This window comes from Fredinandcohnia onubensis (assembly GCF_002734215.1).
Classification (GTDB): Bacteria; Bacillota; Bacilli; order Bacillales; family Bacillaceae_L; genus Ferdinandcohnia; species Ferdinandcohnia onubensis.
This window is the reverse complement of sequence record NZ_NSEB01000012.1, coordinates 303,708-316,938: the sequence shown is the minus strand read 5'-3', so window position 1 is coordinate 316,938 and position 13,231 is coordinate 303,708. Positions and strand designations below refer to the sequence as shown.

Annotated in this window: 11 protein-coding genes; all 11 read left to right on the top strand. The window is 34.8% G+C overall.

The window, feature by feature from the left end:
* The first annotated feature begins 5 nt into the window (after positions 1–5).
* Entirely contained in the window at positions 6–1,322 is a 1,317-nt protein-coding gene (locus tag CKK03_RS16010; protein ID WP_342744911.1) for an acyclic terpene utilization AtuA family protein, read from the top strand.
* Between the two features lie 5 nt (positions 1,323–1,327).
* Complete coding sequence (locus tag CKK03_RS16005; protein WP_099363540.1) at positions 1,328–1,642, top strand: AtuA-related protein; 315 nt, start codon at positions 1,328–1,330, stop codon at positions 1,640–1,642.
* 699 nt (positions 1,643–2,341) lie between these two features.
* Positions 2,342–4,540 (top strand): response regulator transcription factor, encoded by a 2,199-nt coding sequence (locus CKK03_RS16000; RefSeq protein ID WP_099363539.1) that lies wholly within the window; start codon positions 2,342–2,344, stop codon positions 4,538–4,540.
* A 294-nt stretch (positions 4,541–4,834) separates the two neighbouring features.
* The gene (locus tag CKK03_RS15995) at positions 4,835–6,361 is read left to right on the top strand and encodes an extracellular solute-binding protein (RefSeq protein WP_099363538.1); all 1,527 of its coding nucleotides are present in this window, start codon (positions 4,835–4,837) and stop codon (positions 6,359–6,361) included.
* Positions 6,362–6,442: 81 nt separating this feature from the next.
* Positions 6,443–7,303, top strand: coding sequence for a carbohydrate ABC transporter permease (locus CKK03_RS15990; protein ID WP_099363537.1), 861 nt, complete (start codon positions 6,443–6,445; stop codon positions 7,301–7,303).
* A gap of 77 nt (positions 7,304–7,380) precedes the next feature.
* Complete coding sequence (locus CKK03_RS15985; RefSeq protein WP_099363743.1) at positions 7,381–8,307, top strand: ABC transporter permease; 927 nt, start codon at positions 7,381–7,383, stop codon at positions 8,305–8,307.
* 17 nt (positions 8,308–8,324) lie between these two features.
* Complete coding sequence (locus CKK03_RS15980) at positions 8,325–8,975, top strand: YesL family protein (protein WP_099363536.1); 651 nt, start codon at positions 8,325–8,327, stop codon at positions 8,973–8,975.
* Positions 8,976–10,088, top strand: a complete 1,113-nt coding sequence (locus CKK03_RS15975) for a glycoside hydrolase family 88/105 protein (RefSeq protein WP_245864154.1) — start codon at positions 8,976–8,978, stop codon at positions 10,086–10,088.
* Complete coding sequence (locus CKK03_RS15970; protein WP_099363535.1) at positions 10,085–11,413, top strand: glycoside hydrolase family 28 protein; 1,329 nt, start codon at positions 10,085–10,087, stop codon at positions 11,411–11,413. The genes CKK03_RS15975 and CKK03_RS15970 overlap by 4 nt, the downstream gene beginning before the upstream one ends.
* 12 nt (positions 11,414–11,425) lie before the next feature.
* Complete coding sequence (locus CKK03_RS15965; RefSeq protein ID WP_099363534.1) at positions 11,426–12,307, top strand: alpha/beta hydrolase family protein; 882 nt, start codon at positions 11,426–11,428, stop codon at positions 12,305–12,307.
* Positions 12,308–12,317: 10 nt separating this feature from the next.
* Positions 12,318–13,211 (top strand): pectinesterase family protein, encoded by an 894-nt coding sequence (locus CKK03_RS15960; RefSeq protein ID WP_218962808.1) that lies wholly within the window; start codon positions 12,318–12,320, stop codon positions 13,209–13,211.
* Positions 13,212–13,231: the final 20 nt, after the last annotated feature.

Below are 13,231 nucleotides of genomic sequence, written 5' to 3'. Positions count from 1 at the left end.
GAGGAGTGTTTATCTTGTTGCGAATTGGTTCTGGAGCTGGCTTTGCAGGAGACCGTATCGAACCTGCCAAGGCATTAGTGGAAGAAGGAAATCTTGATTATCTCATTTTAGAAGGATTGGCAGAACGCACAATCGCTTTATCACAAAAACAAAAGCAAAGAAATCCATCCCATGGATACAATGAATATCTTGAAGAGCGAATTCGAGTTTTGTTGCCGATTTTATTAAAAAAGAATGTTCGTTTGATAACAAATATGGGAGCAGCCAATCCAACAGGGGCTGCAAAGAAAATAATTGAAATTGCTAAAGAAATGAATCTGACATGCAAGGTTGCTGCGGTGACGGGCGATGATGTATTGGGAAAAATAAATGGAAATTACAAAGTGTTCGAATCCGGTAAAAGTCTTAGAGATTATGAACACGTTCTTTCTGCTAATGCTTATCTTGGCATTGATTCATTGTTACCTACCCTAGAAACAGAGGCCAATATCATTGTTACAGGACGAGTCGCAGATCCATCCCTATTTCTAGCTCCTATCGTGCATCATTATGGATGGAATCTTGAAGACTACGAATTGATTGGTCAAGGTACGTTAATAGGTCATTTATTAGAGTGTGCAGGACAAATTACAGGAGGTTATTTTGCTGACCCTGGGCGAAAAGATGTCGAAGGACTTGAAAATCTTGGGTTTCCTTATGCAATTATTGAACCTAATGGTAATGCGACGATTACAAAATTAGCCAATACAGGTGGCACCATTAGCCTCCAAACAGTAAAAGAACAATTATTATATGAAGTTCATGACCCTGAAAATTATATCACTCCTGATTGTATTGCTGATTTTTCAACAGCAAAACTAAAAGAGGTTGGAAAGGACCAAGTCCGTGTATACGGAGCATCCGGAAAAAGAAAGCCAGATACATTCAAGGTTTCGGTTGGCTATCATGCAGGTTTTTTAGGCGAGGGAGAAATTTCTTATGCAGGAATTTCTGCACTGGAAAGAGGGAAATTAGCTCAGGATATATTAAAGAAAAGACTATTAAAAAATTATCCTAACCTAAAAACTGATTTAATTGGAGTATCTTCTCTTCATCATGGACAGATCAGTAACTATCGACCATATGAAGTCCGAGTACGAGTGGCAGCTCTTTGCGGAACTGTAGAAGATGCTAAAACAATTGGACATGAAGTGGAAGCCTTATATACCAATGGACCAGCTGCTGGAGGGGGCGCTAGAAAAAGAGTCGAAGAAGTTATTGGAATTGTCTCCACCTTTATCAATCGAGAAGAGATAACCGTAAACACAGAGATTTGGGAGTGAAAGTAATGGGAAAAATAAAATTAATCGACGTAGCTCATAGCCGTTCAGGAGACAAAGGTAATACACTAAACATCTCGTTGATTCCCTACAAAGAGGACGATTACGAATGGCTCTCCTCTATCGTCACAGCAGAAAAAGTTAAAGATCACCTTAAGCATATTGTAAAGGGAAAGGTAACGAGGTATGAGCTACCTAACATCAAAGCATTTAACTTCGTCTGTGAAGAAAGCTTAATGGGAGGCGTGACAACATCACTTGCGATGGATACACATGGAAAGAGTCTCAGCAATGCTTTGTTAGAAATGGAGATTGAGAAGTAAAAATTGATTAACATTTTAATAGAATGTGAGAAATCAAGGTACTATACCCATATAACAACTTTAGGTATACGCAAAAACAAAGAACACTGTTAGATATAATCTGTTGTTAAATAAGCTAATTTAAGAACCATAAACTCACTCACAAACTCTTATAAGAACGTTTGTGAGTGTTTTTTATTTTTTAGGGAATACAAAATAGATGATATACGATAAGGAAATAGGGAAATTTTTTGATGAGAGAGTCGTTGATAAGGAGAACTTTGTTGAAAACTAGGGACCGGACCGATAACGCATAAAACGCAATAGAACTTGGTTTTAATCGTAGAGATAACATGTTAATTTATATGTGGAATTTAGATAATTCTACATATTACAAATATATTCTTGTAAAATTGATACGAGACAGCCATAATAAGAATAAAAACGCGTAAATCTAAAAAGAAATAAAAGACTCTATAGTTTAATAGGAATGTTAAAGAACTTTATTCATAAAGTTTGCAAGTCTGCTTTGGAATTTCATTCAATAGTAGGAAAAAAATTGACTTAGCATTGACTACTAATGGGTTGTTCCTATTTAATTTTGTATGAGAAATCAATCATATACGGATTTCTTATACAAAATTAAATAGAGATACTGGTTAGTTTTTTTCTTACTGTATATATAAATAAAAAGGGAATATTAGAATTGAGGGACTCTGTTTGAACAAGATTGGACTGTTTTATAAAATATTTTTTTCCATAGCAATTGTGGGAATCCTATTAATTTCTGGAATGGGATTCTATATTTTTAAATCCTCTTATGATTCGGTATACAAAAATTTATTAAGAGATAAAGAACGGTATATTGATCAAATTAGCAATAACATGGATCAAAAAATCGAAAATATTGAATTCGCTTTCAACGCTTATAGTTCTACCCCAGATTTTGATACTATTTTTCAAAACCCCATAACTGAGACTGATTTTCAAAAATATCAAAAGGTAAAGTCAGAGCTAAATTACATTGCTATTATGGGAACAGAGAATACTTACTTTAGTTTAATAAGTCTTAAACATCAATGGATGCTAAGAGGGGATCAATTAATTTTTTTATCAAAAGGAGAAACAGATACTTACAATAATATGCTTACGAAAACAAGTGAAAATAAAAATCTTTATTGGGAGCCTAATGAAAATGGAATACGAATGATTTTTGCACTACCGGGTTTCCAAATGGAAAGATATGCACTTGGTATTGCAGAAATTCCCTTGAGCACAATTAATAAAATTTTATCCATTGAAAATGGTAGCCGAGTTGCGATTGTTGATCAATATAATAAAGTGCTCTTTTCTAATTATCAATTGAAAAAAGAAGTAATTAAAGAAATTAGCAATACCAGTAAAGGAACAAGTAAATTGCCAAATGGTGATATATTGTATGTTAAGTCCGACTATAATAATTGGATATATTCAATTGAACTTACGAAATCAGAAGTTCTCCAATCAATAAGGAACACAGGAATTGCACTTGTCATTGTAAATATTATTTTAATTTTTATGGTGTTAGTCTTTGCATATATAGTTGCAGAATATTTTACAAGACCAGTAGTTAATATTCAGAAAAAATTGTTGTTAAAGAATGAAGGTATTTTAAGCAATGATCTTATCCTTATCGATCATCAAATTGATAATATTCTACAACGAAACCAGTCGCTATCAGACTTGGTTACTAGGCAAAAACCAGAATTAGAAAAATTATTTATCTATAGCTTATTACGGGGCGAATTGTCAGACGAAGAAATCACAAAGAAACTTATTCAATTTAACTATGTAGAGAATAAAGAAAATTATCAATTCGTTTTATTACAGTTTGATGATAGTGAGTATAGGCAAGAATTGGATTTGGTAATGTTAGCCATTTTGAACGATTTTGGAGAGTTTATTCCTAAAGAACATTATTTCGCGCCGATTGTACAAAATGAGAAAACAATAGCTACAATAATTAGGTATAGTAGCAAATTAACAATATCGGAATCACAAGAACTATTAAGCAATTTGATAGAGGGTCTTCAAAAAAATATTAAGAATATTCTTGAAGTGCAAATCAGCGCTGGAATAAGCAATAGATATGAATCTTTGGGCGAAACTTCTGAAAAGTATGAGGAAGCTTTTGAGGCTTTACGTTATAGAATTAAATTAGGGAAGGAATCCATTATTTTTTATAATGATTTGGCATTATTATTTGAGAAACGAAATATCCCATCCTACCCATACGAATTAGAAAATAAGTTAATTGATGATTTAAAGCTCGGTTATCGTGATGAGGCATCCAATACTTTAAAAATGGTAATCAATGAAATCATTAGTAGAAATGATAATCCTGTAGATTATGAAATTGCAGTTATTAGATTAGTGAATAATATAATAACTCTTGCTCAAAGTATGTATATTGATTTGTTAAAAACTCAAGGAAATCGGCAATTATTTAAAACAATCTTAGAGACTTCGAGTCATCAACAACTTTATGAACTATTACAAGAGCATCTTATTGAACCGATTATAGTATATGTGACTAAAAATGATTCAGAAAGAATGAAATCAATTGCAGATACCTTACTGGAAATAATCCATAACGAATACAATGAAGAAGTTACCTTAGATTCTATTGCCGATAAATTACATTATGATCCTCATTATCTAAGCAAAGTATTCAAAAAGGAACTTGGTATAAATTTCAGTGACTATTTAATGAATTACAGATTAGAAAAATCAAAAGAATTACTAATTCATAGTGAATATACGGTAAAAGAGATTTCGGAGTTGCTACAGTATAATAATCCGCAAAATTTTATTCGTTTTTTTAAGAAGATGTTAGGTATTACTCCAGGTGAGTATCGTAAAACGAAGAAATACAGTTAAACTAAGATGTAGTAATCTTAAAAAAATAATAAAAAGCAATGGGCTCCCTTTTGAATTGAAAGGGGGTCCTTTGCCTTTGCATTTATAGTTTCCTATAGATAATTAGATCAGGAGTCAAAATAAATAGAATAATCATTTTTGGTTATCACGTCTTGTAGTCCTAATTGTTCCTGTAAGAATCGCGATATAACACCGATAATGCCACGTAAGGCAGGTAATGATTATATACGTAATCAAATTGTAAGGGCTATCATTTGAATTGTTAAATCAAATACGAAGGGGAGAGAATGGTAAATGAAAAAGTCGATTGTCAGCACAATAGTGGTATTAATCCTTGCTATGGTAATTGCAGGATGTTCTAGCTCAGAAACATCCAAGAACACGTCAGAAAAAACAAAGAAAGAACACGTAACTTGGATGAACATTTTATATCAAACTACACCACCTACTAATGTAGTCCAAGATAAAGTGAAAGAAATAACGGGTACAGAACTTGAATTTACGTGGGTGCCAGATGCATCGAAGGACGAGCGAATCAATACTGCTTTGGCTTCCGATTCATTAGCGGATATAGTTACCTTGTCAAGCAATAGTCTACAAAATTCTTCTGTACGAAGTGCATTAACTTCAGGGATGTTTTGGGAAGTAAGCGAATACTTGGATGATTATCCAAATTTAAAGAAAATACCTGATTATGCACGTGAATCTGGTGCCATTGAAGGAAAATTATATGGAGTTCCAAGAAAATCAGACGTAGCTCGATTTGGGGTTATTATTCGTAAGGATTGGTTAGATAAGTTGGGATTAGAAATGCCAACGAATGTAGATGAATTAATGAAAATAGCGGAAGCATTTACAACTCAAGATCCTGATGGAAATGGGAAAGATGATACAACTGGATTTATTGATCGTGGTGATCTTAAATATGGTGTATTTAAAACATTAGCCGTTTATTACGGTGCTCCAAATAGTTATGAAGTAGATGAAGAAACTGGTGAATTTACAGCTGATTTCCAGACTGATGAATATATTCAAGCTATGGATTATATGAGAAAAGCATTCGAAAATGGCTACATCAATAAAGATTTTGTAACGACTTCTCCAGAAGATCAACGAGAAAAGTTTGTGACTGGAAAAGGCGGAATTACGTTCAGTACTGTTTTCAACACGAAAAGTTTGTATGAAGCTGCAAAAGGTGTACAAGATGACATGGTATTAGAAACTACAATACATATTACTGGTCCTTCAGGTGAAAAACGTGCGTGGTCTGATGCAAATGGTATAGCTGGATTGTTTAGTATTCCTAAAACAAATGTTCCAACAGAGGAAGATTTGAGGGATGTCTTAGCGTTTTTAGATGCTTGGGCTGGTGAAGAGATAAGTAATCTTATAGGCCTTGGGATTGAAGGAGAGCATTACAATGTAGTTGGTGAAGAAGGGGACAAAAAAGTCATTGAGCCAATTAACCCCGATAAAAAGCAAGCGGACACTGCTGCCTATAATGGATCTGGTATGGGATGGGCACCAAGAAATCTTGTAGCAAAAGATACACCTGAATACGTGAAAATTTCGGATGCACAGCTTATTCAACTTGAAGAATATGCAGTATTTAATCCAATCATGGGATTGAATTCGGAAACAGCAAACACCCGTGGAAGTGAAATGGAAAAAATGATTTTGGATGCTACTTATAAATATATTTTAGGTGAAATTGAGCTGGATACGTTCAAAGCTGAGGTGAAAAAATGGGAAGACAATGGCGGAAAGGATATTCTTTCTGAATATAAGGATTCCTACTTAAAAGCAAATGATAAGAAATAATTGAAAGGGTCGAAGTTGAATGGAGATGATGTTTTATGATCTCCATTCAACTTCACCGATAATAAGGAGATTGGTTTCCTGATGAATAGTAAAAAGATAAAAGTTTTTGATGTATGTAACTACTTCATTTTATCAATGATAGCTATCGCTTGTGTACTACCATTTATTAATATTATTGCAAGTTCTTTTGCGACTACTGCTGAAATATTAAATTCGACATTTTTGTTATTCCCAACAACATTTACTTTAGACGCGTACAAATATATTTTCTCAACAGACGTCATTTTTAAAAGTCTTGGAGTTTCTATATTTGTAACTTTTGTCGGAACCTCGTTGAGTTTAATTGCGACTATGTTATTAGCATATGGCCTATCAAGGAAGTATTTAATTGGAAGATCATTTTTTAATTTTATGATTGTGTTTACAATGCTTTTTAGCGGCGGGATGATTCCAGGTTTTTTACTCGTTAAAAACTTAGGTTTAATTGACACCTATTGGGCGCTAATTATTCCTGGGTTAATCGATGCATTCAATTTCATCATCATGAGGAATTTTTTCCAAGCACTACCAGAATCATTAGAAGAATCAGCGAAAATTGACGGAGCTAATGATTTAACCGTTTTCTTTAAAATTTATTTACCTTTAGCGCTGCCATCAATTGCAACAATTGGATTATTTTACGCGGTAAATTATTGGAACACATACATGAGTGCAATTCTTTATATCAATGATGCTGCAAAATGGCCGATTCAAATTTTATTGAGACAAATTGTCATTATTTCAAGTGGAATTCAATCTGATCCAACAATTAATGTCGTCCCCCCTGCAGCTTCTATTAAAATGGCTGTCATAGTGGTTGCAACAGTTCCAATGTTGCTTGTATATCCATTTGTACAAAGATATTTCATTAAAGGTGCATTAATAGGTTCTGTTAAAGGATAGATACAAGGAGAGTTCGTATGAAAAATAATATAACAACTACTACAGTGGGGGGCTATCAACCTCCGAAACTAGAAAAAATGGCTCATAAAAAAAGGGAGAGAAAAAAGAGACTTAGGCAAATGCTAAATTATAAGTTTCTTTATTTAATGATTCTACCCGGAATAATTTATTTCATCATTTTTAGCTACATTCCTATGGGCGGCATTGTGATTGCTTTCCAGGATTATCAACCATTTCTAGGAATAGCTGATAGTCCATGGGTAGGCTTTAAGCATTTTATCCGATTTTTTTCTGAGCCAACATTCTTTCAACTTTTATTTAACACCCTAAATTTATTTGCATTAAGTCTTTTTATTAGCTTTCCATTACCAATAATAATTGCTTTGTTACTGAATGAGGTCATACATTCAAAATTTAAAAAAGCAATCCAAACGCTTATTTACATTCCCCATTTTATGTCATGGGTAATCATTGTATCCATTTTCTATATTCTTCTTTCCCCAGAAGATGGTTTAATTAATGGAATCTTGCAGGCACTAGGACAAAATAAAATAGACTTTTTAACAGATAGTGATTGGTTTAGACCTTTGTGGATTATTCAAAATGTATGGAAAGAAGCTGGGTGGGGAACGATTATCTATTTGGCTGCTATTACTGCAGTTGATACACAATTATATGAATCTGCACAAATGGATGGAGCCTCTAGGTTACGGCAAATGTGGCATATTACACTTCCAGCTATTCGACCAGTTATTATCACGCTTCTTATTTTAAAGATTGGTAGTATCCTAAATTTAGGATTTGAACAAATTTATCTTCTTATGAATTCATTAAACAGAGAGGTTGCGGAAGTTTTCGATACGTATGTCTATACAGCGGGTCTTAAAAATGGCCAATTAAGCTATAGTACAGCTGTGGGTTTATTCAAGAGCGTAGTTGGATTAATCTTAATCATCGCTACGAACAAAGTAGCTAAAAAATTAGGGGAAGATGGGGTTTATTAAGGAAAGGAACATACATCATGTTTTCAGTAAAACTAGTTTTAAGGTTTCGTGAATTATGCGTGTGGGTATGGCGATTACTAGCTATTCATTTATTATGGACCTTCACTGTCGTCTTAGGATTGGGTGTGTTTACACTAGGTCCTGCCACAGTCGCGATGTTTTCAGTGATTCGACAATGGTTAATGGGAAATGAATCTATAAAAATAGTTAAAAGTTATGTTTCCTATGTAAAAGAAAATTTCCTCAAAAATACGGGTATGGGAATCGTTTCCTTACTCATGGGGGCTATTCTCTATACAGATATTTATTTTAATAAGAATTTCTATACATTGGTCTTTTTTCTTGTAATAGGGCTTGTATATCTAGGCGTAATGTTTTTTCTGTACCCAATTGCGGCGCATTTTACGTGGAGAAATACATGGGAACGAATGAGATTCGCTTTGCTCTACTTTTTTAGTTTTTTTCCATACGCTACCTTCGGAATAATAGCTGTCATCGCATACTTTGTCGCTGTTTTTTACATTTTCCCAATTATGTTTCCAATGTTTGGATTTGCAATACCAACACTAATCATCATGTTTATAAGTATGAAAGCATTTAAAAAGGCAGAGTTAAGAAATGAAGTGGAATGGAAATTAGAACATCAGCATGGTGTGGAGGTAAAATAATTGAAAAAAATAGATGCAGAATGTGTAGCTAACTCAATTATGGAAAGGACTCCAGAGTTATACAATATTCCTGGTTATAATCAAAAATGGTCCTATGATTACGAAGTAGTGCTGAAGGGTTTTGAGAAGCTTTGGAAACAAACAAGAAATGTAAAGTATTTACATTTCATTGAGTCAAACCTAGAACCTTTCATTGAAGACGATGGTTCGATTAATCGTTATCGGGAAGATGATTATAATATCGATAATATTAATAATGGGAAACTATTATTTTTGTTATATAAAGAAACCGGAAAAGAAAAATATAAAAAGGCTATGGATAGGTTAAGAAGTCAATTGACTCATCATCCCCGAACTTCTGAAGGTGCCTTTTGGCATAAAAAAGTATATCCATATCAAATTTGGCTAGATGGGCTTTATATGGCTACCCCCTTTTATGCTGAATACCAACTTACCTTCGAAGATGGGGAAGGTCTACAAGACATTGTGACTCAATTTAAGATTAGTTATAAAAATTTAAAGGATCCTAATACAGGTCTACTATACCATGCTTGGGATGAAAAAAGAGTTCAAAAGTGGGCAAATAAAGAAACAGGTCATTCACCTAATTTTTGGGGACGATCATTAGGTTGGTATGTTATGGCATTAGTGGACACAATTGAGCTACTTCCGAAAGACTATGAAGGGCGCAAAGATTTAGTTTTCATTTTGAAAGAGGTTTTACAAGCTCTAATAAAGTTCCAAGATAGCAAAACTGGTTTATGGTATCAAGTGGTTAATAAAGGTACAGAGAAGGGGAACTATTTGGAGGCTTCTGCAAGCAGTATGATAACCTATGCTATAAAAAAAGGATGTAATTTAAATTTGTTTCCTAGTGCATGGGAAGAACAGGCAGAGAAATCTAAAGAAGGCTTAATTGATGAATTTGTTCTACTAACCAAGGATGGCTGGGTAAATCTCAATAAAAATTGTCAGGTAGCTGGTTTAAGTGATGATCGTGATGGATCTTATACTTACTATATAAGTGAGCCTATTATTTGTAATGACCTAAAAGGGGTAGGAGCCTTTTTACAGGCACTCACAGAATTTAATGAAGGAGCATTCAAAGAATGAGTATTTACAACATAATTGACTTTGGTGCAATGCCTAATGGTGATTTAGCAACTAAAAACATACAAAATGCAATTGATGAAGCATACAAAAACGGTGGTGGGAAAATTCTTGTCCCAGCTGGGGAATTTTTGACAGGGTCCCTTCACCTCAAGGACAATATTGAATTGCATTTAGTAGCAGGAGCAGTGCTTACCTTTTCGGACAATCAGGAGGACTATCCGGTTGTTTCATCTAGATGGGAAGGGGCTGCTAGAGAGGTTTATGCTTCTTGTATATATGCAGAAAACGCAAAAAATATCTCTGTCACGGGTTTTGGAGTGTTAAACGGTAATGGTCATAAATGGTGGCATGTGTTTCGGAATGAAAGAGAAAAATTGTTATATCCTCGTCCTAAGCTTATTAGCTTTGATCATTGTGAAAAAATTACCTTGCAAAATATCACACTGGTCAATTCACCAAGCTGGACGGTCAATCCAATACGCTGTCAAGACATTACCATAGATAATGTTCACATTAAGAACCCTTCTGATTCTCCAAATACAGACGGGATTGACCCTGAATCTTGTAAAAATATCAGAATTAGTAACTGTCACATAGATGTCGGGGATGACTGCATCGCAATCAAATCAGGAACAGAAGATGCTTTAGAACGAATTCCTTGTGAGAATATATCCATTACCAATTGTACAATGATCCATGGACATGGTGCTGTTGTTTTGGGCAGTGAAATGAGTGGAGATATTCGAAACGTTACCATTAGCAATTGTATTTTTCAAGATACCGATAGAGGGATACGCTTAAAATCACGACGTGGTCGTGGTGGGATCGTAGAAGATATACGTGTAGATAACATTGTTATGGACAATGTCATGTGTCCTTTTGTTATTAATTTGTATTACTATTGTGGGCCACTTGGTAAAGAAAAGTATGTCTGGGATAAAAATCCTTATCCTATCACAGAAAGAACACCAAGTTTCAGACGGTTGCATTTTGCCAACATCACTGCCCGGAATGTTCAGGCAGCTGCTGGATTTATCTATGGGCTGGCAGAACAATATGCATCCGAAATAACGTTTACGAACATTGACATTTCGATGGCTGATAACGCAATTCCTGGACGCCCGGCGATGATGGCTGGTATAGATGAAATGACAAATAGAGGTTTTTATGTGGGGTTTGCTAATGACCTATTATTTAACCGAGTCACGATTGAAAATCACAAAGGACCTGCGTTTTATCTAGAGCATACGAATGATGTAGAGGTAGTAAATAGTAAGTCTCGTCATACAAAGCAAAAAGAACAATTAATCGAAAAAGTAGATTGAGGCGGGCAAAATATGGAACTAATTGAATTACTAGGTGAACGTAGTCATCCGAAGCAGCCGTCAGGTACTTTGTTAAGACGAATAGAATATCCGAAATTTATTCTAGATGAATATAGTTTGGAATTGAATGGCTTAGAAAGCGTGCCAGCCTATTTTATTAAACCGGTTGGTGTAAGTGGACCCTATCCTACAATTATTTTTAACCACTCTCATGGAGGAGATTTTATCCATGGAAAAGATGAAGTAATTAATGGTGCAAGTTACCTGCAAACTCCCTCTTTTGCGGAAACATTTAGTGAATTGGGGTTTGCGGTTTGGGCTATTGATGCCTGGGGTTTTGGTGAACGGGGTGGCATTAATGAAAGTGAGCTTTATAAGGAATTTCTCCTTAAAGGGCATACCTTATGGGGAATGCGACTTTTTGATTTAGTGTCCTTAATCGATTATTTAGAAACGCGAGAGGATATTGATAGTAACCGATTGGCGACCTTGGGCATGTCAATGGGAGGGCTTTTAAGCTGGTGGTTAAGTGCAATAGATAAAAGAATCAAAGTCACGATAGATATTGCAGCCCAAGTTGATATTGAAACGCTAATAGAAAACAGAAGACTTGATCACCATGGTTTTTATTATTACATACCGAAACTCTTAAAATATTATTCTACTGCAAGTATTCAGGAAAAAATTGCGCCTCGGCCAAGAATGAGTTTGGTTGGAAAGAATGACACAATGTGTTTTCCGACGGGTGTTGAAAAATTAAAAAACCATTTGATTGATGTCTACAAAAAGCAAGAAAAACAAGATCATTTTATGTCATTAAGCCTTACTGGTGGCCATATGGAAACAACTGAAATGAGAGCATATTGGACTGATTTCTTAAAAAAACATTTATAGGATGGTTGATATGATAATAATTGGAAAAGAGGAATATTGTCATTTTTCTACGATACAAGAGGGCATTAATTTCTTAGAACAAAAACCAGAGAAAGAAAAGAAAGAAATGAGAATTCTATCGGGTGTCTATGAAGAAATAATTGAGTCGAGATTATCGAATTTTGAAATGATCGGCTTAGGTGATGTGAGAATTACCGGGAATAAATACGCCAGACAACTCCATGAAGATGGAAATGAAGTCGGTACGTTTCGTTCAGCGACTGTATTTTTGGAGGGAGAAAATATTACGTTGCGAAATTTGACTATTATCAATAGTTCAGGTCAGGGAGAACATATTGGTCAAGCGATTGCTTTATTTGCTTATTGCCATAATGCAGCGTTTTATGACTGTAAATTACAAGGGCACCAGGATACATTGTGTACTGGCCCACTACCAAATAAGCAAAGTGATGGTACAGGGTTTACAGCCGTGCCGTTGAAGTATAACTTCGATTACTGCAAACAGGTGTACAAGAATTGTTATATAGATGGCACTGTCGATTTTATTTTTGGTGGTGCGGCAGCTGATTTTATAGATTGTGAGATAAAAAGTCGCTACCGACCAGATAGTGAGGGTGGTTTTGTTACGGCTGCTTCTACACCTAAGGATCAAGACCAGGGGTATATTTTTGATAGGTGTTTCTTAACAGCAGAAGCGGGTGCCAAGAACGTCTATCTCGGAAGACCATGGAGAAAGTACGCACAGACCATTTTTAGAGATTGCTATTTAGGTGAACATATTATACCAGAAGGCTGGGATAATTGGGGTAATACAGACAATCAGTCTACGGTCACGTATCAAGAGATTCGCTCAATAAATGGGGCAAATCATTCTCGTCCAGCATGGGTGAGTGTCATAGAATAATTGCATAAAGCAGAGTTATT